General features: G+C 26.1%; 16 protein-coding genes and 4 tRNA genes. 11 read left to right on the top strand and 9 right to left on the bottom strand.

Annotated features, from left to right (window positions below):
• Positions 1–349: 349 nt before the first annotated feature.
• The gene (locus BHYOB78_RS09230; RefSeq protein ID WP_020063928.1) at positions 350–3481 is read left to right on the top strand and encodes a VPA1262 family protein; all 3132 of its coding nucleotides are present in this window, start codon (positions 350–352) and stop codon (positions 3479–3481) included.
• A gap of 112 nt (positions 3482–3593) precedes the next feature.
• Here BHYOB78_RS09230 and mtaB read toward each other — a convergent pair whose 3' ends face one another.
• Positions 3594–4847: a tRNA (N(6)-L-threonylcarbamoyladenosine(37)-C(2))-methylthiotransferase MtaB gene (mtaB, locus tag BHYOB78_RS09225; protein ID WP_020063927.1), complete on the bottom strand. Its 1254-nt coding sequence runs from the start codon at positions 4845–4847 to the stop codon at positions 3594–3596.
• A gap of 309 nt (positions 4848–5156) precedes the next feature.
• Here mtaB and ftsZ point away from each other — a divergent pair, with 309 nt between their 5' ends.
• From ftsZ to BHYOB78_RS09205, 4 genes are read left to right on the top strand one after another with little or no spacing between them, the layout of a single operon-like run.
• Complete coding sequence (gene ftsZ / locus BHYOB78_RS09220; RefSeq protein ID WP_020063926.1) at positions 5157–7151, top strand: cell division protein FtsZ; 1995 nt, start codon at positions 5157–5159, stop codon at positions 7149–7151.
• Positions 7152–7166: 15 nt separating this feature from the next.
• Complete coding sequence (locus BHYOB78_RS09215; protein WP_020063925.1) at positions 7167–9101, top strand: tetratricopeptide repeat protein; 1935 nt, start codon at positions 7167–7169, stop codon at positions 9099–9101.
• A 20-nt stretch (positions 9102–9121) separates the two neighbouring features.
• Entirely contained in the window at positions 9122–9742 is a 621-nt protein-coding gene (gene coaE, locus BHYOB78_RS09210; protein ID WP_012670497.1) for a dephospho-CoA kinase, read from the top strand.
• On the top strand, positions 9693–10508 hold the full coding sequence (locus tag BHYOB78_RS09205) for an SPOR domain-containing protein (protein ID WP_020063924.1): 816 nt from the start codon (positions 9693–9695) through the stop codon (positions 10506–10508). Before coaE ends, BHYOB78_RS09205 begins: the two co-directional genes overlap by 50 nt.
• Positions 10509–10574: 66 nt before the next feature.
• Here the strand turns inward: BHYOB78_RS09205 and BHYOB78_RS09200 are convergent, their stop codons facing one another.
• Positions 10575–11645, bottom strand: a complete 1071-nt coding sequence (locus BHYOB78_RS09200; protein ID WP_020063923.1) for a thiamine biosynthesis protein — start codon at positions 11643–11645, stop codon at positions 10575–10577.
• A 788-nt stretch (positions 11646–12433) separates the two neighbouring features.
• Between BHYOB78_RS09200 and BHYOB78_RS09195 the strand changes: the two genes are divergently transcribed.
• Positions 12434–13732, top strand: a complete 1299-nt coding sequence (locus BHYOB78_RS09195; RefSeq protein ID WP_020063922.1) for a hemolysin family protein — start codon at positions 12434–12436, stop codon at positions 13730–13732.
• A gap of 26 nt (positions 13733–13758) precedes the next feature.
• On the opposite strand, the gene BHYOB78_RS09190 is transcribed toward BHYOB78_RS09195, so the two are convergent.
• Positions 13759–13840, bottom strand: a tRNA-Leu gene (locus tag BHYOB78_RS09190).
• Between the two features lie 131 nt (positions 13841–13971).
• Here BHYOB78_RS09190 and BHYOB78_RS09185 point away from each other — a divergent pair.
• Positions 13972–14817 (top strand): histidinol-phosphatase, encoded by an 846-nt coding sequence (locus tag BHYOB78_RS09185; protein ID WP_020063921.1) that lies wholly within the window; start codon positions 13972–13974, stop codon positions 14815–14817.
• A 134-nt stretch (positions 14818–14951) separates the two neighbouring features.
• Here the strand turns inward: BHYOB78_RS09185 and radA are convergent, their stop codons facing one another.
• The 3 genes from radA to BHYOB78_RS09170 all read right to left on the bottom strand — a co-directional run bounded on the left by radA (position 14952) and on the right by BHYOB78_RS09170 (position 19501).
• The gene (radA, locus tag BHYOB78_RS09180) at positions 14952–16343 is read right to left on the bottom strand and encodes a DNA repair protein RadA (protein ID WP_020063920.1); all 1392 of its coding nucleotides are present in this window, start codon (positions 16341–16343) and stop codon (positions 14952–14954) included.
• A 204-nt stretch (positions 16344–16547) separates the two neighbouring features.
• Positions 16548–17396, bottom strand: a complete 849-nt coding sequence (locus tag BHYOB78_RS09175; RefSeq protein ID WP_020063919.1) for an Rpn family recombination-promoting nuclease/putative transposase — start codon at positions 17394–17396, stop codon at positions 16548–16550.
• A 62-nt stretch (positions 17397–17458) separates the two neighbouring features.
• Positions 17459–19501 (bottom strand): GldG family protein, encoded by a 2043-nt coding sequence (locus tag BHYOB78_RS09170; RefSeq protein ID WP_020063918.1) that lies wholly within the window; start codon positions 19499–19501, stop codon positions 17459–17461.
• Between the two features lie 206 nt (positions 19502–19707).
• Between BHYOB78_RS09170 and BHYOB78_RS09165 the strand changes: the two genes are divergently transcribed.
• The 4 genes from BHYOB78_RS09165 to BHYOB78_RS09150 all read left to right on the top strand — a co-directional run bounded on the left by BHYOB78_RS09165 (position 19708) and on the right by BHYOB78_RS09150 (position 20846).
• A tRNA-Phe gene (locus BHYOB78_RS09165) sits at positions 19708–19780 on the top strand.
• A 93-nt stretch (positions 19781–19873) separates the two neighbouring features.
• Positions 19874–20587 (top strand): RluA family pseudouridine synthase, encoded by a 714-nt coding sequence (locus tag BHYOB78_RS09160; protein WP_020063917.1) that lies wholly within the window; start codon positions 19874–19876, stop codon positions 20585–20587.
• Positions 20588–20673: 86 nt separating this feature from the next.
• Positions 20674–20746, top strand: a tRNA-Lys gene (locus BHYOB78_RS09155).
• Positions 20747–20772: 26 nt separating this feature from the next.
• Positions 20773–20846: transfer RNA gene (locus BHYOB78_RS09150), tRNA-Glu, on the top strand.
• 506 nt (positions 20847–21352) lie between these two features.
• Here BHYOB78_RS09150 and BHYOB78_RS09145 read toward each other — a convergent pair.
• From BHYOB78_RS09145 to BHYOB78_RS09135, 3 genes are all read right to left on the bottom strand, one after another.
• Positions 21353–23248 carry a tetratricopeptide repeat protein gene (locus BHYOB78_RS09145; RefSeq protein WP_020063916.1) on the bottom strand — a complete coding sequence of 632 codons (1896 nt, stop codon included), beginning with the start codon at positions 23246–23248 and terminating at the stop codon, positions 21353–21355.
• On the bottom strand, positions 23220–23765 hold the full coding sequence (gene nusB, locus BHYOB78_RS09140) for a transcription antitermination factor NusB (protein ID WP_020063915.1): 546 nt from the start codon (positions 23763–23765) through the stop codon (positions 23220–23222). The genes BHYOB78_RS09145 and nusB overlap by 29 nt, the downstream gene beginning before the upstream one ends.
• 134 nt (positions 23766–23899) lie before the next feature.
• Entirely contained in the window at positions 23900–24457 is a 558-nt protein-coding gene (locus BHYOB78_RS09135; RefSeq protein WP_012670487.1) for an adenylate kinase, read from the bottom strand.
• Between the last annotated feature and the right edge of the window lie 5 nt (positions 24458–24462).

Below are 24462 nucleotides of genomic sequence, written 5' to 3'. Positions count from 1 at the left end.
ATAATGCCAAAAATAATTATTTTTATATAGAAGTTTGAATTCATACTTATTTATATTAGTATTCAATTTATATTTATAATTTTCTGATGCTAATTGTTTGAACTTTTATCTGTTTCTTTGCATTTATTTAGGAGATTTAAAATATTTTGTTTTCTTTCATTATTAAGTTCTTTATTTATTATCATATTCTATGTAATTTCTAATTTGTAATTATTGTGTTTTATTATTTTATAGCATAAAAATATCTTTTATAAATTTTATTTACTATAATTGTAGTATTGTGTACTATATATTGTTTATTTTTATTAATATCATTTATAATTGTTATTAATTAAATTAGGATTGTTATATGGAAAAAAAATATATTTGTTATATTTATAACTTAATTTTAGGTAATGATAAAATATTTCTTTTTGGATTTGTAATAAAGTGTGATAATTTTTGTTTTTTAGATAAATTACCTGTTTTTAATGATTCTGAAATAGAAATATCTTTTAGTATTTTAGATAAAAATGAATATAATGAATTCATTAATAAATATATCAATGATAATATTTTTTCATTTGATTTACTTAAACAAAATGGTAATGATATGGATATAAAATATATATCAGAGGCTAAATTAAATAAATCAAAAAATTTATATTCTTTTATTAGTTTACATAAATTTAAAAAATTATTTATTAATGATTATGACTTTGGTAATATTGATATGAGTAATATTGTAGAAAAATTAAAAAAATATGCTGCTCCATTTTTTTATAATGATTCTATACCTATTGGAACTTTTTATATTATGGAGAATAATATTTTATTTTATAATACTCCTATTAAAATAAATATAGATATATATTCATCTGAAGTCCATTTATCATTTGATGATAGTGTGTTGGGTAATATAGCAAGGCTTATCATTTATTCTTATGATGAAATAATTTTTGATAGTATTATTAACATTGTTAATATTGATTATTTAAAAAATATTACTGTATCAATGCTGCCAACTGGGTATAGTTTAGAAATATTTGATGAAACTGGAGAATCTATATATTATGAAAATTATCACCTATTATTAGAGATAGATTTAAAAATGCATATTATGCAAAATATATTGAGTATAACTGATATTCTAAGTAAAAAAAATAAAGATTTAAGAAATATATCATTAAAAGATAATACTATACATTCAAAAATAAGTTATATTGATAAAATAAATAATACTGAATTAAAAGATTATATCATTTATAATCAATACATAAAAGATAAATTTATAAATGATAGATGTGATTATACAAAGTTTAATGCATCAGAAAGTTATTGGTTTGAAAAGATAAATAGTACAGAATGTGTGAATAAGATGATAGAACTTGTTAAAGAATCAGATGAGGCAATTTTTATAGATCCGTATTTTGATGCATTTGATGATTTAAATAATAAAGATAATAATATGAATTCTACTCAAAATATGATGGTATTGATTAATAGACTTGTTGGAAATATTACAATAATTACTACTTCAAAAAATAGTGATTATTTATCATCTCAATTGTCAAATATTTATAAATTATTTGAATTAACAAATACTAATGTAATATTAAAAACGATAAACAATGTAAAAATGCATGATAGGTATTTATTATTAAAAAGAGGAAATAATGTATTATTATATTCTCTTACAAATAGTATTAACTCTGTTATGGTAGAATATCCTCTTGGAGTATTATATATTGATATATTAAAAAATGATAAATTAAGAGAATATATTTATAATATATTAAATAATTCAATTGAGTTTTTCAATATGAAAGATGTTATTAAAAATAATAAAAATAAATACAAAAATAAATATATTAAATATTTAGTAGATGATATAGAAAATAATAGTATAGATTATGTATTAAAAAATAATATAAATGGTTTTATTGAAAAATATAATAAATTAAAAAATGATGATGAAATAATCGCTTTTTTAGCTTTATCTGATACTTTATCTCATATAAATCAAAATAATTATACAATATTGGCAGATATTTTTAATAAGGATATTGAATTAATTTCAGATAAAACAGAATTGCTTATAAAAATGGAAAAATATTTATTTAATAATCATTATGAAAAATCAGGATTGACATTAACTTATTCTAATAGTTTACTAGATATTATAAAAAAAGATGAATTATCTATAGAAAATTATATTGAAATTTCAAATGCATTAGATTATTCTGGAAGAGAAATATTTGGTATATATGTTTGGACAATATTTATAAAAAATATATATAAAATAGATCCTGATTCTATAGTTAATTATATTAAAAAATCTAGTTTAAATGGTGGAGAATTGCAAATACTAGCATTAGATATAATTATAAATAAATATTTTTATTTAAATGAAAATAGTAATGTAAATACTAATATTATGAAAATGATTTTTATGTATAAAGTTATTGATTCAATATATAAAGTAAATTGTGTAGATATAAACTTAATTGAAAATAAAATAGATATATTAAAAAAATTAAATATTCCTAATTCTATCATTTTTTCAGCATTTATTTATTCATATATATTTTTTGAAAATGGCAGAACAGAGTTAAATGCAATCATAGATGATTTTATTAAATTAAATATTTTTAAGAATATAATTAATAAGTCTAATATTTCAGATATTGTTAAAGTTTTGAAAAACCATAATATTGTAGATTTTTATATCTTAAATAAAATCATTAATTCTGATTTAATAGAAAATAATGATGTAGATACAAAAATAAAATTATTAAATATGTATTTTGAACATAATACTAATATATGGAATACTATTTTTAATGATTGGAATTATATATATCATATTAATATATTGTTATATTCTTTATATGATTCTAAAGCAGTTTTTAAAGTATTAAATAATTTACTTAAAATAAATAATATATCTAGTATAGATGATGAATTATTATGTGTACCAATTTTTGATAAAATATATAATCAATATTTCTATAAGAATAATTTAAAAAATGTATGTATTATTTTATATTTATTTACTGAAATTATTGAAGACAGCAAGTATTTTATTGATAAGGTAATTACTATATACTTGAATATTCATTCAGGTTTTATATATGTTTCAGAATTAATAGAATTTATTATGCTTAAAGGTGTTTTTAATTGTTATTATTGTGATGAAATAAATAATATTAATAATAATGGTTTTAAACAATTTTTAGAAGAGTTACAAAAAGATAATAATTTAAAAGTGATATATGATATTTTTAATGATTATAGTAATTATTCATATGATTCATTAAAATTATTATTTGGATGTACAGATTGTATATATAAAAAATCAAATATGGGTTATTTTTTAATTGATATAATAATAGAAATTATTCATTCAATTTTTAAAAATCAAATAGAAGATGAAAATAAATTAAAAATAGAATTTGATAAATTAACAGATATTATTAATAATATATTAAACGATATGTAATAATATAGATATTATTATTAATTAAATGTAATTATTAATATAAAATTCTGCTTTTAAATTATTTTTTATTAAATGAAAAACTTAAAAGCAGGATTATTTATTAATATTAGATTTACTCGCAAATCATAATACCTTTTTCATATTTCAATGCCTTTGCTGATACAAGATCCTTTTTGCTTAAAGCATTTTCGCTATGAATTTTGCATTTTAAATATTCAGCACTCGTTCCAATATAGTTGTTATCTTGTAAGGCTTTTTCTATTACTATTTTTAAATCTCTTCCTTCAGCATTTTTGTAATATGAATCTTTAAGTTTGTTATTTAAATTATTCAATGTTTTAGCTCTTTTTAATTTAGTTCTGTACCCAACTTGATTATCCATCTTTGATGAAGGAGTATTTTCTCTGTTGGAATACCTGAATATATGAATCTTTATAAATTTTGATTTTTCGCATAAATCATAAGTATCATTAAAGTCATTATTATCTTCATGAGGAAAGCCCACCATTACATCACTGCTTATAGACATATTTGAATTAGTTTTATACAGTTTTTCTGTGATATTTAGATAATCTTCTCTTGTGTATCTTCTGTTCATAAGCTGTAATATTTTATTGCTTCCAGACTGTAAAGGTATATGTGCATGCGGACATAGTATATCATCATTTTTAAATAGACTTATAAGCCCATCATCAAAATAAATAGGCTCAATAGATGAAAGTCTTATTCTTATTCCATATTTAGATGAATACTCTAATATATTTTGAAGTATTTTTGTGAAGTTTATTTCATTATTATAGTTGTATGAACCAAGATTTAAACCTGTTAAAACTATTTCTTTATAATTAAAATCATTAGCCATTTTTACAGCATCGTATATTTTTGAAGGTTCAACACTTCTATGACTTCCGCGTACTCTTGATACTATACAATAAGTACAAAAAACATTGCATCCATCCTGTATTTTTAAATAGGCTCTGCTTTGTTCCTGAGGAAAGAATATAGGATTATCTATTTTATTGTTGGAATTATTATGTAAAGTATTGAATATTATTTCAGAAGCCTCTTCTTTTTTTTCATTTGGTATAAGAACGATATTGTCTTTAAATATAGAAGAATCTTTATCTTTTTTTGAAACATAGCATCCTATTAGAAATACTTTTTTATTTTGTATATCTCCCAATTTTTCTAAATATGACATAAGCTTTTTATCACTGTCATTAGTAACAGTGCATGTATTTATAGCTATAGCCTCAGCATTATCTAATTCTGTTATGTTAGCACCTAAATTTTTTAACTCATATGAAATTTTTTCGCTTTCATATTGATTTAGGCGGCATCCAAAAGTATGTATATGTATATTCATAAATATTCTCTTTTATTATTTTTGTTTTTTATCATTATTATTTTTTATAAGTAATATTAGTTATCTATTAGTATATATTTAAAATAAGAATAATACAAACAATAAAAATATAATTAACATAATATTTTTTATAATTAAAAGTTAAAAAAATCCGATTAACATAATAACATATTTTTTTATTTTTACTACTTGCAGAATTTGGCAATTATGTTAATATAATTATGTTTATTGAAATATGTTTATTATAAATTTATTTTTAATTTAAATGAATTTAAATTAGAAATTTATTATATAGCAAGGGGAGCTGCAATGAATCCTAACTATCGCATACAATTGGCAGATAATATGAAAGGGAGCGAAAAAATGGCATTTAAGAATGATTCTTCATCATTGGATACAGTAATAAAAGTAATAGGAGTCGGCAACGGCGGATGTAATGCTGTAAACAGAATGATAGAAGAAGGTTTAAAAGATGTAGATTTTATTGCCATGAATACAGATGCTCAGGCATTATCCCGTTCTAATGCTCCTACAAGAATAGTTTTGGGCGATAGAGTAACTCAAGGACTAGGAGCCGGTACTGATCCTGAAAAAGGTGCTGAAGCTGCAAGAGAAGATATAGCTAATATAGAAGAAGTTGTAAGCGGAGCTAATTTAGTATTTATTGCAAGCAGTTTCGGAGGCGGTACAGGAACTGGAGCAAGCCCTGTAGTTGCTGAGGCTGCTAAAAAAGCTGGAGCTTTGACTATAGGTGTTGTTACAAAACCTTTTGAATATGAAGGTAAATTAAAAATGAGCCGTGCTGAGTCTGGTATAGATAAAATGCTTTCAGTTGTTGACTCTCTTATCATAATACCTAATGAAAACCTTTATGATATGGTTGATATGGACGATTACAGCTATGAAGAAGCTTTATCTGTTGTAGATGATATACTTCGTCAAGGAGTACAAGGAATTTCTGATATAATTACTCAAACAGGATTCATAAATGTTGACTTTGCCGATGTAAAAACTATGATTTCTCTATCTAATGGAAGAGCTCATTTGGGTATAGGAGTAGGTAAAGGAGATGACAGACTTCAAAAAGCTATAACTAATGCATTTGAAAATCCTCTTCTAGATGTTTCAAGCATCAAAAATGCTAGAGGTATACTTGCTAATATAGTTTGTCCTAAAGATTTTGCTATGAAAGAGTATAGAGAAGCTAGTAAAATTATCAATAATTATGCTAATGATAATGCTAATATAAAAATTGGTGTTTGTCCTAAAGAAGATATAAAAGATGAAATTATTGTTACAATAGTTGCTACAGGATTTGATGCTAATTCAAAAAATGATTCTGAAAATAAAGATGTAGATTCACATGCAAATGATATAATAAACAAGTCTGTAACAGATAATAAAAAAGATGAAGTTATAAATAATAATTCTAATTCTTCTAATGATGCTGTTACTAATAAAGTTGAATCTCCTGCTGTAGAAAACAAAGTTGAAGAAAAAAATAACGATAAAAAAGAAGAAAATATACAAAACAATAAATCAGAAATAAATAAAGTAGAAATTAATGAAAAGATTATTGCTGAAAGTAAAACTGTATCAAAAAATGCAGCTGAAAATATTAGTGAAATAGATAATATAAATACTATAGTAAAAGAACCTGAAGAAGAGAAAGAAGTTGAACTTGAAAGTGTTCAGTCTAAAGTAGAAGTTAATGAAATTAGTAAATCTGAGGCAGAAAATATTAAGACAGCTGAGAAAGCGGTAGAAAAAGAAACAATAGCAGTAGAAGAAGAAAAAGAAGAGGTTAAAGAAAATGTATTAACTTCAAATAAGAATGATGTTCAGGAAACTAAAGAATATAAATTTGAAAATAATATTAGAAATCTTAAGAAACCTTTAATAGCTAAAGCAAATAGATTTATTGAGGAAGAAGATAAAGCTAATATTACTAATGAGGAAAATAATAACTATAATGCCAATGTTATGGAAACATTTAACAGAACTATAGTTAATAATAATTCAGAATATACTCATAGATATGAAACAAAAAATTCTACTATTAATAGTAGAGCAGTAGAAAAAATATCAGAAGAGATGCGTTTTGAAGATGAGGAAAAGCATAATAATCCTCATTCTGATTATCATAAAAGACCATTTGATATAGTATCAGATGATTATATGGATAAACATAATAAAATGGGTTCTAAAATGTCTATATTTGGTGAAACTTCTACAGTTGACAATGATTTAGAAAAACCTGCTTTTTTGAGACGTCAAATACAGGCAAGAAATACTATGAGATAAGGTGTAATTTAAAATATGAAGAAAAATATTTTTAAAAAAAGATTATTATTAAGTCTTTTTATTTTTCAAATATTTACTTTTCATGCATTTTCTCAAAATACTTTAGAAAATGCTTTGAAATTGTATAATGAAAGAAATTATGAAAGTTCTATAAGAATATTAGAATCTCTTAATGTTAAGCCTAGTGATTTAGATTCATATCTTTTATTGATAGATAATTATATAAAGCTTAACAATTTTGCTATGGTTGAAACTTTAATAGCTGATGCAGAGCGTTATCATTCAAGAAATTATAGACTGCTCGAAAGAAAGCTAACTATGGAGCTTATTAATAATAGAAATTCAGAAGCTAGAACAACAGTAAGTGATATAAAAAAATTAGATAGTAAAAATTATATAGCTAATTATGGTGAAGGCGTTTTAAGTGAGAGAGCCGGATATTATCAAACAGCTATGAATATGTATGAAAGAGCCAGAGTTCTTGACAGAGTAAGACCTGAAGCTACTGTTGCTTTGGCATACTTGCATCTTGCTAATGGAAATAATGCTGCAGCTTTGAGTTTATTTAATGAGAATATGACTAATAATCCTAGAATGGCTGAATCTTATTACCATTTAGCAAATTATTATTATTTAAATAAAGAATATAATAGATCTTTAGATGAAATTAATAATGCCTTATTTTATTATACAAATTATAATGATGCTAAAATATTGAAGGCTAATGTATTTATTTCTTTGGGCAGATATGATGAAGCAATAGCTATGTTGGAATATATGCCTGATACAGGATTTAAAAATAATTCTAAATACTATTATATAGGTAATGTTTATGAGGGAGCTAATAATTATGTTAGAGCCAAAAATGCATATATAAATTACCTTAGAACTAAGCCTGAAGATGAACTCGGCAGACTTGCTTATGAAAGAGTATTACTACATACTAATCCTACTGTGGATTATGAGAGGGATAGGGCTGCTTTATATTATGGAAATTTAGCATCTTATTATACAAGACTTGCAGATAATATAAGATCTCAGGCATATTTAAAACATATGCTTAAATTAAATCCTGCTAATACTTATGCAAGATTGATGCTTTCTGATGTTTATAGAAGAATGGGATTGGAAGAGAAATCTTTAGAGGAATTAGAAATAGCAAGAAATGTTAACCCTGAAGAGAAATCTATTATATATAAATATGATAGTTATAAAAGAAAATTAGATAAAAATATAGTTTCAAAATCATGGGGAATAGAACAGTATAATCTTGAAACTCCTGGATTCACAGTTGCTATAACAGATACTATTACAGCACAAAAAGATAGTCCTTTATTTTTGAATACATCTTTATATCAGACATTGGCTTATGTACTTCCTCAATTTGGAAGATTTAAAGTATTAGAGATGTATACAAATTATTATGATACAATAGATTTATATAAACAACTTAATAATAGAAAAGTTGATTATTTTTTAAGAGGTTCTGCTTTTCAGAATAATGATACTTTTACTATCATGCTTGATTTAGTTGATGTTAAGAGTGAGAAAGTTGTTACTAATTTCACTGTTATGACTAGAGGCAGAGAAAAAATAATGGGGGCAGCTGTTATGGCAGGAAGAGTTATAAATAATAGCGTTCCTTTCTATTCTAAAGTTATAAAAATTCATAATGATAATATATACATAAATGCTGGAAGAATGCAGGGTATAACTAATAATATGAATTTGATTCTTTATGATACATCAGCAGCTAGAACTGATTTATCTACTAGAGGTTATAATAGTGCTATAGGTATGATAAAGGTTATAACAGCAGATGAAAATGTTTCTTTGGCTAAACTTATAGACGGAAGACTTTTGAATAAAGTAAATTTAAATCAAATAGTAATGCCTTATATAACAAACACAGTTCAAAGTACTAATACAAATGCTAATGCTGTTAATTAATTATAAATAGTAAAAATATTATGGAAAGAAATATTGTAGGAGTATATGGACTTATATGCTCCGGAAAAAGTTCATTTTCTAAGATGCTTGCTGAGGAAATGAATGCATTATATATTGATGCCGATTTGATAGGGCATGAGGCTTTAATTAATAATAAAGATAATATAGTAAAAGAATTTTCATCATCTATATTAGATGAAAATAATAATATAGACAGAAAAAAGTTAGGATCCATAGTATTTTGCAATGCTAAAAAGTTAAAAAAACTTCAGGAACTTAATTATCCATATATAGAAAATAAAGTAAAAGAAATTGTAGAAAGTACAGATAAAGATGTTGTAATAGAAGCTGCTCTTATTATGAGAAGTAAAATTCGTTTTATGTGCAGCAGTTTAATATATGTCAATTCAAAAACTTCTGATATTATCAAAAGAATGAAAAAAACTAGAAATATTTCAGAAACTGAAGCAAGAAAAAGATTAAAAATGCAAAGAGATGTTAAAAATAATAGACTCAATGCCGATATTCTAATAAACAACATGAAAGATTATAATAATTTAATTATAATCTCTAAAAAATTAGGAAGGTATTATGGAGTTAAATCAAAATCCAAACACAGAAGAAAAAGGATCTTCTATTAATTACAATATTGGCAGAAGAAAAACTCTTTATATAGTTAATTTTACCCCTATAAGATTATTAATATTTTCTATTAGTTCTGTTGCTTTAATTTTATTTATATTTGTATTAGGGTTTCATTTAGGCGGTTCAAAACCTGTTCATGCAAATAATACTGATGATTCTATTGCAGCTTTAATGAGAAATGCTCAGGACGGCGAAAATATGGCAGCAACAGAAACAAGTACAGCTGATATGCCTAATGATGATATTACAGCATTAAGCGAATATGATGCTGCAGTTAATAATAACAGCATTATCAGAGAAGGTAATACTTCAGCAGACAGATATAATGAATATACTCAGAATTTGGCTTCTGAATTAGATGCAATCAATGAAAATATTAAAGAAAAAGATACAGCTGGATTAGCACCTAACACTACATACACTCCTCCTCAGCAAATGGTTAGTATACCTCCTGTTAAGCAGACAACTACTGAAAAAAGCACTGTGCCTTATAGCAGAAGTTCTTCAGCAGATTCTATATACTTCATACAAGTTGCTGTAGGTTATGACAAAGATAATACTTATTCTGCTAGAGATAGTTTAAAAGCTAAATTCCCAAAAGCTTTTATCAAAGAAGAAACTATGTCTGATGGAAAAATGATGTATAAATTAAAAATAGGCAGATATGAAACTAGAGAAGAAGCTCAAAAGGCTTTAGCTGAAATAAAAAAGATTCCAGCATATAAAGATAGTTACATTTATTCCGATAAGAAAGTAAGTTAAATAAAAATATCCTAAAAGTTATAGTGATGCCCTTTTAAATGAATAATTTGAAAGGGTATTATTATTTTAAACTATCTGTTCAAATTTTGTGTTTTTAGATTCTTTATTGTTTATTTCTATTATCTCACTTTTATATTCTTTATCATCGCAGTCATTATAATATGATGCTGTTATAGATAAAGTTTCATTTTCTTCTTTTGAAAAATATCCCATTATCATAGCAGATTTATATATTGTATCTGCATCAATATTTTCTGCATTATCATCGTATATTTCTAAATAGCCTAAAGGTCCTCTATTATAATTAGGTCTTAATACTATGCAGTTTATTCTTTTTCTTTTTTCTAAGGCATCATTTTCTTTTTCATTTCTTCCAAGTAAAAGCTTAACATTTTTATTCATTCTTACATGTCTGCCTATAGCCAAATACTGCATAAGCTCTATGTTAAGTATATCTTTTCCATTATTAGCTATTAGATCATTATATCGTCTTGCATATCCTTTATCTACTATAGCACAGCCTGCACCAGCTGGAATAGGGTAGTCTGTTATTCCAAACTCTTCTGCTAGTTTCATTTGTACATTTCTGCTTCTACCGTATATATCATAAAGATTTTCCCTGTTTATCAATCCTTCTTCTTCAGCTTTTGTTATAGGCAGAAGTTTTGCAGATAATGGTCTTAATAATCTTCCATCAAGTCCGCTTTCTTTTATAGCATTGATTAAGTCTTGCGATTTCTGACTCATAGGTCTTTGTCCTTTAACTTCTCCTGTAGCTATAAAGTCAAAACCTTCCTCTTCCATTATTTTTTTAGCAGTTTTAAGCATTAATATATGACAGTCCAAACATGGATTAATAGCACTTCCGTATCCGTATTTAGGATTTAAAAACATATCTAAATAAACATCTTTTAATGATACAAATCTTATTGGTATATTAAGAAAATCAGCAGCCTTTTTAGCAGGGTCTTCACTGTATATTTCAAGTAATTCTTCTTTTATAACAGCATATTCCAATCCTGTAACAAATCTCAAAGCAAGAACATCAATATTTTCTCTTTTTAGTATAGCTCCTACAAGCATACTGTCTAATCCGCCTGATAATAGTAAAATAGCTTTTGCTTTTTTATCGCTCATCAAATTTTCCTTTTATTATGAATTCAATTTTTATAATATACTGAAAATTTTTAAGTTTGTCAAATATTCGCCTATACTCTGGTACACTTCGTGCAGGCTTTCCGCACGGTACTACAAATTATTATGGATATCCAACTATACGTGCGGCTGATTACTTGTTATTGTACAAAATTAACAATTTATATTACAGATAAAACATATTTTACTACTATGTCTTAATATTTTATATTATTTATAAATTATAATTACATTCAAAAATAATAAAAAATTGAGAAAATGTAGTTGTTTAGGTATATACCCAAACAACTATATTCTGTCAAAAATTATTTTCTTAGTTTTATTATTTGTGGGGACTAGCCCCCACACCCCACTTCTTTTGTTGCCACAAAGAAGCAAAAGGGCTATATTTTATCTTAAATTAATAATTTATATTACATGTAAAACAAAGTTTATATGATTTAGTACTAATTTTACATTTGCACTTTCGCCGCAGGCACGCTTCGCGAAAGTGCAAATATTATAATATTTTTATATATACGAAATAAAGTATAAATAAATGACTATATTATAATACTATATAGTAAAATTTTATTTACAAACACTTGAAGTTTTATATAAATTATATTATAATGAATATCACAAAAATTAATTATTATTAAGGATAATACTTTCAGTACTTACTCTTTTTATATAAATATTTTAATACTTACCTCTGTAAAATCGTATTATTTTCTTTTTCAATTTTTTTAATCTAATAAATATTTTTTTATTTTTAAGGATAAATCAAAATGGATATAATTATAATAATAGTGTTAATACTTTTAAATGGTATTTTTGCCATGTCGGAAATTGCAGTAATTTCTGCTAGAAAATCTTCTCTTATGAAAGACAGCAAAGAAGGAAATAAAGGTGCAAAGACTGCATTAGCTTTAGCAGATAATCCTGACAAATTTTTATCTACAATACAAATAGGTATAACTTTAATAGGTATATTAACAGGTATTTACTCAGGCGATACAGTTGCCAAAGAAGTTTCAAATTTACTTGTAAAAATAAATGTACCATTAAATTATGCTTCTTTAATAGCTCAGGTATTGGTGGTAGCATTGGTAACATATCTTACATTGATATTCGGAGAGCTTGTGCCTAAAAGAATAGGAATGGTAATGCCTGAAAGAATAGCAAAAGTGGTTGCAGCTCCTATGACAATACTTGCAAAGATAGGTGCTCCTTTTGTGTGGATATTATCAAATAGCGCATTGCTTGTTTCAAGAGTTTTGGGTATAAAAGATGATAAAAGTCCTGTTACTGAAGAGGAAATAAAATCTATGATAGAAGAGGGCAGACAAGGGGGAGAAGTTAAGGAGATAGAACAGAATATTATAGAGAGGGCTTTCTTTTTGGGAGATAGAAAAATAGAATCTATAATGACACATAGAAATGATATGGTATTTTTAGATATAAATATGAGTAATGATGAGATAAAAAAGATAGTATCAAAACATTCTTTTTCTGCTTATCCTGTTGTTGATAAAAATTTGGATAATATTGTAGGAGTTGTAAGAGTAACTGATATATTCGATAAATTAAATACTTCAAAGGCTAAAATAGAAAAGTTTGTGAAGAAAGCTAATTACTTTCATAATAACATGGAAGTTTATTTAGTTCTTGAAGAGATGAAAAAGAATAATACTAAAATAGGTCTTGTATCTGATGAGTTTGGTAATATAGACGGAATGATTACTCAAAGCGATATATTTGAGGCTTTAGTTGGTTCTGTAACAGAAGGAAAAGACAGTAAGGATATTAGAAAGAGAAAGAGCGGAGGCTGGTTTGTAGACGGGCAATGTCCTATGTATGATTTCTTAGAGTATTTTGAAATAGAAGATGAAAATGCTTCAAATAATTATAATACTATAAGCGGTTTGATTTTAGAATTACTTCAGCATGTACCTAGTGAAGGCGAATCTTTAGAATGGAAGAATTTAAATTTGGAAGTTGTTGATATGGACGGTGCTAGAATAGATAAGGTTATAGTAAATAAAATAGAAAAAACTGATGAAAAGAATGATTCAGACACTGAATAGTTATTAGATGATATTAAAAGTGGATTTGCTCGAGACTGGACTTGAACCAGCACGGTGTTACCCGACAGCACCTCAAGCTGTTGTGTCTACCTATTCCACCACCCGAGCTTAGATATTAACGAAGACAATTATATATTAAATTATTATTTTGTCAAATATTTTAATTTTTGTATTTAAAAATATATTTTTTAATATATATTTTTATTATTGTTTATTTTATATATTATAAGGAAATATAAATGAAATATATATCTAATTTGCATACACATACTAAATATTGTGATGGTAAAAATACAGTTGAAGAAAATATACAATATGCTATAGATAAAGAATTAATAAGCTTAGGTTTTTCAGGACATTCTCATTTTTATATAGATGATACTTCTATGTCTGAAGAAAATACTATTAAATATTTAGAGAATATAAAAAAGGCAAAGGATATTTATAAAGATAAAATACAGGTATATTTAGGTATAGAAGGTGATTATTATTCAAATTTAAATAAAGATACTGATAAAGAAATGGGGCTTGATTATAGAATAGGTTCAGTACATTATATTGATGATGGTAATAATTCTTATTTTCCTATAGATATGTCTAGAGATAGTTTTAATGAAACTATAAAGCATTTTGGTGATATTAAAGAAGTTATTTTTAGATATTATGATAATGTTATAAAAATGATAGAAACTCAAAAACCTGATATTATAGGACATTTGGATTTGGTTAGAAAATATAATTTAAATAAAGAATATTTTACAGAAGAAGAAGATTGGTATACAAAAAAAGTAGATGAGGTTATAGATATTATTGAAAAAAATGGCTCTATAGTTGAAATAAATACTAAACTTATGAACAAAAATAATTTGAATGCTCATTATCCTAATAAAAATACTATAAAAAAATTGTTAGAAAAAAATGTATCTTTTACAATAAATTCAGATGCTCATCAATGTAATAATATAGATAATTGTTATTTTGAAACAGTTGATGAATTAAAGAAACTTGGTGTTAAATCTGTAAAAATGTTAATAGACAATAGTTTTAAAGATATTGATATAAATAAATTAGGACTAAGTGTATAATAATTTTTATATAAAAAATTTATTTACATACCCCGCCCTTTATTATTTAAGGCCGATTTTTAATATTATAATTTTATTTATATTTATTGTTTTTATAAGAAAAAGCACACCCGCCCAAGTGTTTTTTTATTATGTTAATTTCCAATACCAAGCCTTTTTACGGCTTCTGAAATATGATCTATGCCTATTATTTTTATGTCGCCTGGATTTTTAATTTCTTTTACAGCTCTTTTAGATATGTATACTTCTTTAAGAGAGAATTTCTGCATCTCTTTTATTCTTCTTTCAATGAATCTTACAGGTCTTACCTCTCCTGAAAGCCCCAATTCTCCAATATAAGCAGTAGTCCTTTGAATAGATATTCCTGACATACTTGAAGCTATTGCCATTGCTATTGCTAAATCGCTTGCAGTCTCTTTTACATTAAGCCCATTAGCTACGTTTATGTATACATCTTGATTTGAAAGATTGAGATGTGCTCTTTTTTCCAGTATTGCTATTATAATAAGAAGTCTGTATTGATCATAACCTATAGTAAGCCTTCTAGGATATCCGAATGCACTGCTTCCTACTAATGCCTCTTGTTCTACGCAAAATACTCGGCTTCCTTCTATTACAGGAGTTACAACATTTCCAGCAAATACAGTTTCATTAACTCCTCTAGTAAATACTCTTGAAGGGTCTTTTACTTCCATTAAGCCCTTTTCTGCCATTTCAAATATACCAACTTCATCAACAGCACCATAACGATTTTTTACGGCTCTTAATATCCTGTATATCCCTTTATCATCGCCCTCAAAATATAATACGCAGTCAACAATATGCTCTAATATTTTAGGGCCTGCTATAGTACCTTCTTTAGTTATATGTCCTACTAAAAAGATTGTTATGTTTTTTAATTTGGCAGTTTGCATCAAAGCCCAAGCACAGTTCTTTATTTGTGCCGGCGATCCTGCTATACTGTTTGTAGACGGACTGTATATAGTTTGTATGGAGTCTATTATAGCAAGAGAGGGAGTATCATCTAATAAAGTGTTTATTATATTATCGCAGTTAGATTCTGAAGATATTAAAAAGTCAGAATCTTCTAATGTGAGTCTGTCTGCTCTTAATTTTATTTGTTCAAGAGATTCTTCTCCTGTGAAATAATAAACTTTTTCATTTTTAGCAATGTTTGAGGCAGTTTGTAATAGTAGGGTAGATTTACCGATTCCAGGTTCTCCTCCTATTAATATAACGCTTCCCTGTACTATTCCGCCGCCTAATACTCTGTTAAGTTCATCTATATTAGTTGATATTCTAGTTCTATCATTAGTTTTTATTTTTTTTAGCGGAGTTAATGAAGCCTTGTCAGAACTTGATGATGTTGAAGTTCTTTCTCTTATGGATTTATTAGTATCCTGAGAAGGTTCTGTGAAAGGTTTTAAACTATTCCAAGAACCGCATGAAGGACATTTGCCCATCCAATTAATAGTGCTTTCTCCGCAATTATCACATACGAATATAGTATTATTTTTCTTAGCCATATTTTTATTAATTCTATAGTTTATTTTATTATAATTTTTCTATTTCTTATATTTACTAAAAAACTTGTTTGCCATTTATAGTTTAGTAAATAAATTTACTAAACGCTCACAAGTTTTTTATTTCTTTAATTTATTTATAAAAAATTATTCGCTTAAAATATATAACAAATGACTCTGTCCGCCTTCGGCGAATTGGTTATATGCTCATAATTTTTTTATTTCTTCTATACTTAAATTTGTTAATTCACTAATAAGGTTTAAATCCATATTCTTATTTTTCATATTTTTAGCCATAGATATTTTAGTTTCTTTTATACCTTCTTCCCTGCCTTTTATTCTTTCTTCATTTAAAGCTAAAATATCAAAATAATTCTTTTCATATTCTGCATAATTATCAAATAAATCTTTTGTATTTACAAATTTGTTATACTCATCATAAACTTCTTTCATTATAGGATTTTTTTTAACTAATATTTCCATAATATCCTCCATTTTTTCTTTACTTGTTAAAAAATAAAACCAAGCATCTAATTCATCTTTGAGATTTGAATTACTAGATAAATATTTCTGTAATTCAAGGAAATGCATCTCAAGATGATTAGTAAGTATATGATTAGTTTCAAGTTCTTTTATAACATAACAGCTATGTTCTTTATTGATATCTTTTAACAGATTAAAGTCTAAAATATTAATCACTATAACCTGTTTTAAATCATTATATTTTTCATTATTTCTCAAATTGGCAACATAAGCTTTAGACCAATAGTATAAACTTCTATAAACAAATGACTGATTTCCTATTCTTTGTATTTCTATTAAAACAGTTTCACCGGTTTTAGTAACAGCTCTTACATCAACTATAGATTGTTTATCATTAATTGTTTCTTTTAGATTAAAAGTATTTAAAACTTTTACTTCTTCAAATGGCTCTTGATTATAGTCCAATCTTACAGAATTAATGAGATTTTTTAAAATACCTTCATGTCCTTCTTTTGCAAACATATAACGCATAAAATAATCGTTAAGTACATTAATATCTTTTGTTTTGCTCATAATTTTATTATAACAAAAGAATTTAAATTGTCAAAGTTACAAATAATTATAAAGCTTTACAATTATTCTGCCTTTCTGTTAAACTTCTCAAATATATTCTGTCTTCTTTTCTTGTCGGAACTCCATAACATAAGTCCGAATACTATAACAGCAACAGGAAGCATAACTATATTTATTACTCTTACAAAAAGCTTAACTGTTTCAGGTACTTGATAAGGAGGATTAAATACAGCTCCTTTTCTTCTTATGCTCATAAGTCCGCTGTCGCCTGCCATATAATCAACTAAATTCATTAAGAATATTTTATTAGCCTCATATGCACTGTTTTTAGCCATTTCATAAGAACCAACAACTATCACTTTTCCGCTTGTTGTAGAATTAATTCTGTTTATACCGCTGTTAATATTATTCTGGGCATTTGTTGATGAAGGTATATCTTTTCCGGCAAATGCACTATTCATTTTTCCTTCAAATGAAGCAGCCAAAAGCCTTTTTGATAATCTGCTTGAATCCTGAGGCATTCCTGTCATAGAAGAAGTAAAGTTATCTGTTTCAACCCAGCTTTTATCACTAGTATAAATAAGAGGTGTTACTTTTATATCTGTATTATTCATATTTGTTACGATTTCTGATGATATAGGTGTGAGAAGTAAATTAATACTCTTAGTTATATCATTTTTAGCATTTATATTTTCAGAAGCTATCAAAGGTATATAGTACATTTTCTGTTCAGGCATACCCTGCTGTAATTGAGCCTTATATGCATTATCATCAAATATCATATTTTCTGCTACAGTGAATCCATAATTAGTAAGTATTTCATTAAGTCTGTTTGTAACAGGTATAAGTTTAGGTCCGTACATTTGAGCATTAGGATCATCTTGATTAATTTGTACTCCATTAAGCATGAATAATACAGGTTTTCCGCTCATAATAAACTGATCCAATTTATATAATTCATAATCGCTGAATGCAGTTTTACTTCCTGCTATTATTAAAGCATCTATACTTGAAGGTATATCATTTAATGCAATATCAACAGCTTCAAAATTATAATTTCCTTGTATTTCTGTAACATATTGGCTTACGCTGTCATAAGCATCATTAGGATTTCCTCCGAATTGAGGCGGTATAGTTATGTAATTAGCCTCTTCATGTCCTTGAACATATCCTATAGTTGCTTTAAGTCCAAGCATACTGTCTATGTTTTTTGATATTTCATTTTTTATTTCGTCGAAAGCTCCATACAATATATATGATGTTGAAAGCTGTCTTATATCGTCTCCGTTTTCTAAAATCAATGAAAAATAAGCACTTCCTTTATTCGCTACTATATTTCCATTAGGATCTTTTATATCGTCCCATTCAATTTTTTTAACATTAAGCTTTTTTAATAATTCTTCATTTTCAGCAGTAGGATTAGACATATCTACATTTATAAATCTTACTTTATTCATTAAATCCTTATTAGCATCGGCAACAGCCTGCATAATAGAATCTGGTATAAGCTCCATTGCTCCTATAGGAAGAAGATCGTATATTTCTTTTGATGACACATAATAAACATTCAAATTATTTTCTAATCTTGCTAATCTGTCATTTTTATCCATCATCTTTCTTATTATGGTGTCTATATTATACTCTAAACCTTCAGTTGATTGTACGAATGGTATTGTTTCTATAGAATCTCCGTATATAAAAGAAAGTCCCATATATGCCACTTTAGTTTGAGTCTGATCTTTTTCTAATACGCTTATTTGAGTAGGATTTATTCTGTACTGACTAGCTAAATCTCCATGTTTTGAAGCATCTATCACTTCAAAGCTGATATTTTTTCCGCCTGCTGCTTTATATCCTTCAAATAAATCTTTTATATATTTCTCATAAGTAGAAAATGGGGGAGGAAGATTAGGTGTAACAAAAAATTTTACACTCATAGGCTCTTTTAAATTTTTAACTAAATTTTTGCTTTCTTTGCTTAGAGAGTAAACTTTATCTTTAGTTAAATCTATCATAGGGGTAAATTGATTTGCTATTGCATTTATTAGTATTATAATTACAACTATTAGTGAAAATGTTATTATTCTGTCTTTTTTCTTTGTCATATATTACCTGCATATAAAAAATGATAAAATTATAATATTCTGACTGCATATATAATCAGAAATAATGAAAATTTGCTGTACATTATATATTTAATAATGCTATTTGTCAAAATATATAATTTATAAACCAAAAAAAATATTTTTTGTAATAATTTTTGCATTAGTGCTTGACATTTCTTATTTGTGTGCTATAATAATTTTCACTTGCCGAGTTAGCTCAGTAGGTAGAGCAAAGGACTGAAAATCCTTGTGTCTAGGGTTCGATTCCCTGACTCGGCACATTCCCCCCTTTATTAAATCATAATAAATCTAATTAAACACTATATAATAATATATAACTTCTTATGAATTAAAATTATAATGGTAAATAATATGGATATAGAAAAAGAAATGAGTAATTATATTAATCCTATTTATGAGGATAATCATATAATAGTGGCGGTAAAGCCTCCTAATATACCTACACAGGGCGATATAACAGGAGATGTTTCTTTTTTTGAGAATATTAAAGATTATATAAAGATAAAGTACAATAAAAAAGGTAATGTATTTTTGGGGCTTGTTCATAGATTAGATAGACCTGTATCCGGAATTATAGTTTTTGCTAAGACTTCAAAGGCAGCATCAAGATTAAGCGAAGCTATAAGAGATAGAAAATTTGAAAAAACTTATTATGCTGTTGTTAATGGAATACTTTTAGAAAAAGAAGCTAAGCTTGAAAATTATCTTATAAAAAAAACAAATAAATTGGGTAATATAGCTCAGGTTGTTTTTGAAAATACAAAGAATGCTAAAATAGCTAAGTTAAAATATAATGTTATAAAAGAAGATGTAATAAAAAATCTTAGCTTATTAAGGGTAGAATTAGAAACAGGCAGATTTCATCAAATAAGAGTACAGCTAGCTAATATAGGGCATGTTATATATGGTGATAGGAAATACGGAAGTTATATAAAGTATGATAGAAATGATGTGCCTTTAGCTTTATTTGCTAAAAGTCTTAGATTTCCGCATCCCACAAGAGATGAAGAAATATATGTTGAGGCTGATCTTCCTTCTTATAATCCTTGGAATATATTTAATTAGTTATGAAAAAAAATATAATTAGGGCTTGACAAAAAATTAATAATATTGTATTATATACAAACATTTGAATGAATGTGAAAACAAACGGGCCAATAGCTCAGTCGGTAGAGCATCGCCCTTTTAAGGCGGTTGTCGAAGGTTCGAACCCTTCTTGGCTCACATCAATCAAAAGTTCTTTAATATATGCCGGTGTGGTGAAGAGGTTTAACACACAGGATTTTCATTCCTGCACTCGCGGGTTCGAAACCCGTCACCGGTTCATTGTTGCCGTACTGATAATTAGTACGGCTTTTTTTATTCTTATAAAATTCTTCACATTCAATCTATAGCAAACTAATTTGCAGTATATTCACAATTTTTATATTAAAAGATTATTTTTTTATTTATGAATTTTAAATAAATAGATTACAACTAAAGTTATTATCTGATAGTTTATTTTTTATTATTGCTAGCGAGTTTATCACTTTAAAACTTAATAATATTTTTAATAAAAAGCGATCTGAAGCCCTCCTCACAGGGACACAAGCGTGTAACTTAATTTATTAAGTTAAGTCTTTAGCGAATTAAGTGCAGATGGGCGAGCATAACAATAATAATAAATAATAATTTTTAAATATTAGAATAAAAATATAAAAGCGAGTCGTAGCCAGCTAGTGAGTTTACTCACTAGCTCATTGTAGTCGTAGACGAGCATAACAATAATAAAAAAAGCAGAATATTTTTTGAATATCCTGCTTTCTTTTTTATTCTATTTAATTTTTGATATTAATTATTATACATAAGCTCTTTCTTTGTAAGCACCTGTCTTAAACCATCTTTTGCCTGAGAATCACCGCTGTTGTAGCTTAAAGCGTTTCTATAACTTTCTTCAGCATTATCAAGTTCATTCATTCTGTAGTAGCATTTGCCTAAAACTAAATTAATATCAAACATATCTTTTTTTGTTGTTGCCAAATTTAAAGCTTCATTATAAGCATATATAGCCTCATTATATTGAAGTCTTCTATAAGAGAATGCTCCATAAAGCATGTAATTTTCAACACTAGGCGACATTTCTACTAATTGTCTGTAATAAGAAGAAGCATCATTATAAGAACGTATTTCTTCCATCATTGTAGCTAATGTTATCCAAGCATTTTCCCTTACTAATGTGGTATTATTTTCATCATTAGCTGCTATAAGCAAAGACTCTTTTGATTTTTCATAATTTTTTGTTTTGTAATAAAGCATTCCTGCTCTGTATATACTTTCTCTATCTTTAGGATATTTTGAAAGTGTATAATTATAATAATTTAATGCCTCATTATTATTACCTATACTCTCATAATAAATAGCTAATGTTCTGCTAGGGAAGGCATTTCCTACATCTTCAGCAATGGATTCCTTTAATAATTTTATTCCTTTGTCTGAATTTCCATAGTATAATTCCAATTCTCCAAGTCTAGGCATGAATATAGTATTATTAGTTTCTAGCTTGTATATTTCCTGATAGTATCTCAAAGAAGGCATAAAATCTTTTTGTCTGTATGTTATATCTCCAAGTCTTTCTAAAGCTGTTTTGTATAAATCATCTTTATTGTTAGCCATAATTATTTTTTTATAATTTGCTTCAGCTTCTTTTAACATACTTCCTTTGTAGTATGCATTAGCAAGCAAACCTGTAGCACCATAAGTATTGGTATAATCTTTCATTTTTACCAATTTTAGATAATATTTTATTGCTCTGTCATAAGCATTTTCTTTTTCATATAATTCACCTAATGCAAGTATTGTATCAACATCATTAGGATTTTGCTCTAATATTTGCTCATATACTTTTTTTATACCATCATAATCTTCAACCTGCTCATATATTTTTACAAGTCTTTTTATAGAGTCAGGTTTTGTATCCGAATTAACTAAACTTTTCAAATACATCTCTATAGCACTGTCTGTATCTCCTGAGATTACATATATATCTCCCAATATTGTAGCAGCTTTATCAGCATATTCTCCTTTGCTTCTTCTTACTAATTTAGTTAAAGTATCATAAGCTACACTTTGGAAACCTTCATTAAGTGCTATTAATCCAACATAAAATAAAGCTTCATCATTTTCTTCTAAAGTTAAAACTCTTTCATAATATCCCTTAGCCAATCTAGGCAAATCTCTTTCCATATAAAATCTTCCCAATGTTAGAAGGCTAGGTATATAATTGCTGTTTATTGATAATGAAGTTTCTAATGATACTAAAGCTTCATCATACATTTCTTTTTTTAGATATGATATAGCTAAATTATGTTTTAACTGTTCATCTAGATACAATGAATTTGTCATAGTATTAAAAACTTTTATTGCATTATCATAATCTTTTGTTTCATTGTATATTTTTCCTAGAAGTATATTAGCTTCATATTCTTTTTTAGGATCTATGGTATTTCTTATTTCTTTTTTCAATATAGATTTAGCTTTATTATAATCTTTGTTATTATAATATTCTTTAGCCAATGTATAATCATCTACAATTTGGGAATTTAATTTTACCTTTCCCTGTATTATTGCTACATTCAATGATATTATAGCTATTAAACCTAATGCGCCTACAGATAATATAAAAACTATCATTTGTATGTTTTTATATTTGGCCAATCTTTTATTGTATGTCTTTTTCTTGTATACCATCTAAAATCCCATTTACAAATTTATAAGAATCTTTATCACTAAAAATTTTTGAAATTTCTACTGCTTCATCTATAACTACAGATTTTGGTATATCTTTCAAAAATATTAGCGAATATATTGACATTCTAATAATTGATTTATCTACATATTGTATCCTTTTTATATCCCAATTATTAGAATATTTTTCTATTAAATTATCTATTCTTTCTAAATTATTTATAGTTCCTTCTACTAGAGTTCTAGTGAATTCAGATATATTTTCAGGTATTTTTTTGTCATAATCAAAGCTGAGAATTTCATTAATTGTTTCTTTTCTATCATTAATCTCATATGAATATAAAGACATAACGGCATATATTCTGGCCTGTCTTCTTGCTCCATAAGATGATAAATCTAAGTCTTTGATATTTTCTTTATTTTTAGACTTTATTATCATTTTTTTCTTAACAGCTTTTCTAGGTACAGCATCAGTATTTTCAGTTTCATTGTTATTATTTATATCTTTTTCTTCAGACATATATAAACCCGTAAATAATAATTTTGATAATATTGCTTTTTTATATTGTCGGAATATATATCATAAAAATAATTTACATATAAAAAAGGCTATGATTTATAATCATAGCCCTGTAAAAATATAATAATTGTAAATTATAATACATCTAACTCTTTTTTTATTTTAGCATATACTTCTTCAGGAGTTCCGATACTCTCTATTTTTATTATTTTTGCTTTGTCGCTATAATAATCTAATACAGGCTTGCTTTGATTTTCAAATACTTTTAATCTGTTTTTGATTGTTTCTTCATTATCATCAGCACGTCCTCTTTTTAATAATCTGTCTATTATTATTTCTTCTGAAGCAAATATATCTATAACCGCACTTATTTTATAATTAAGACTTTCTAATATATTTGATAATTCTTTAGCCTGTTCTATAGTTCTAGGGAAACCATCAAGCATAAAACCATTTTTACAGTCATCTTTTTTTATTCTGTCTTTAAGCATATCAATAACCAAGCTGTCAGGTACCAATTCACCTTTGTCCATATATGATTTAGCTGTTTTTCCAAGCTCAGTACCATTAGCAATGTTTTCTCTTAACATATCACCTGTAGCAATATGTGATATAGAATAATCTTTTTCAATTAAAGCAGATTGAGTTCCCTTTCCAACTCCGGGAGCTCCTATAAAAATTATATTAAGCATATTAT

The organism is Brachyspira hyodysenteriae ATCC 27164 (assembly GCF_001676785.2).
Classification (GTDB): domain Bacteria; phylum Spirochaetota; class Brachyspiria; order Brachyspirales; family Brachyspiraceae; genus Brachyspira; species Brachyspira hyodysenteriae.
The sequence above is the reverse complement of the archived record's forward strand: the minus strand, read 5'-3'. Positions and strand labels throughout refer to the sequence as shown.

What these genes read in the sequence shown, in the direction of transcription:
- BHYOB78_RS09230 (WP_020063928.1), top strand. Translation starts at nt 350, where the DNA reads ATGGAAAAAAAATATATTTGTTATATTTATAACTTAATTTTAGGTAAT.
- mtaB (WP_020063927.1), bottom strand. Translation starts at nt 4,847, where the DNA reads ATGAATATACATATACATACTTTTGGATGCCGCCTAAATCAATATGAA.
- ftsZ (WP_020063926.1), top strand. Translation starts at nt 5,157, where the DNA reads ATGAATCCTAACTATCGCATACAATTGGCAGATAATATGAAAGGGAGC.
- BHYOB78_RS09215 (WP_020063925.1), top strand. Translation starts at nt 7,167, where the DNA reads ATGAAGAAAAATATTTTTAAAAAAAGATTATTATTAAGTCTTTTTATT.
- coaE (WP_012670497.1), top strand. Translation starts at nt 9,122, where the DNA reads ATGGAAAGAAATATTGTAGGAGTATATGGACTTATATGCTCCGGAAAA.
- BHYOB78_RS09205 (WP_020063924.1), top strand. Translation starts at nt 9,693, where the DNA reads ATGGAGTTAAATCAAAATCCAAACACAGAAGAAAAAGGATCTTCTATT.
- BHYOB78_RS09200 (WP_020063923.1), bottom strand. Translation starts at nt 11,645, where the DNA reads ATGAGCGATAAAAAAGCAAAAGCTATTTTACTATTATCAGGCGGATTA.
- BHYOB78_RS09195 (WP_020063922.1), top strand. Translation starts at nt 12,434, where the DNA reads ATGGATATAATTATAATAATAGTGTTAATACTTTTAAATGGTATTTTT.
- BHYOB78_RS09185 (WP_020063921.1), top strand. Translation starts at nt 13,972, where the DNA reads ATGAAATATATATCTAATTTGCATACACATACTAAATATTGTGATGGT.
- radA (WP_020063920.1), bottom strand. Translation starts at nt 16,343, where the DNA reads ATGGCTAAGAAAAATAATACTATATTCGTATGTGATAATTGCGGAGAA.
- BHYOB78_RS09175 (WP_020063919.1), bottom strand. Translation starts at nt 17,396, where the DNA reads ATGAGCAAAACAAAAGATATTAATGTACTTAACGATTATTTTATGCGT.
- BHYOB78_RS09170 (WP_020063918.1), bottom strand. Translation starts at nt 19,501, where the DNA reads ATGACAAAGAAAAAAGACAGAATAATAACATTTTCACTAATAGTTGTA.
- BHYOB78_RS09160 (WP_020063917.1), top strand. Translation starts at nt 19,874, where the DNA reads ATGGATATAGAAAAAGAAATGAGTAATTATATTAATCCTATTTATGAG.
- BHYOB78_RS09145 (WP_020063916.1), bottom strand. Translation starts at nt 23,248, where the DNA reads ATGGTATACAAGAAAAAGACATACAATAAAAGATTGGCCAAATATAAA.
- nusB (WP_020063915.1), bottom strand. Translation starts at nt 23,765, where the DNA reads ATGTCTGAAGAAAAAGATATAAATAATAACAATGAAACTGAAAATACT.
- BHYOB78_RS09135 (WP_012670487.1), bottom strand. Translation starts at nt 24,457, where the DNA reads ATGCTTAATATAATTTTTATAGGAGCTCCCGGAGTTGGAAAGGGAACT.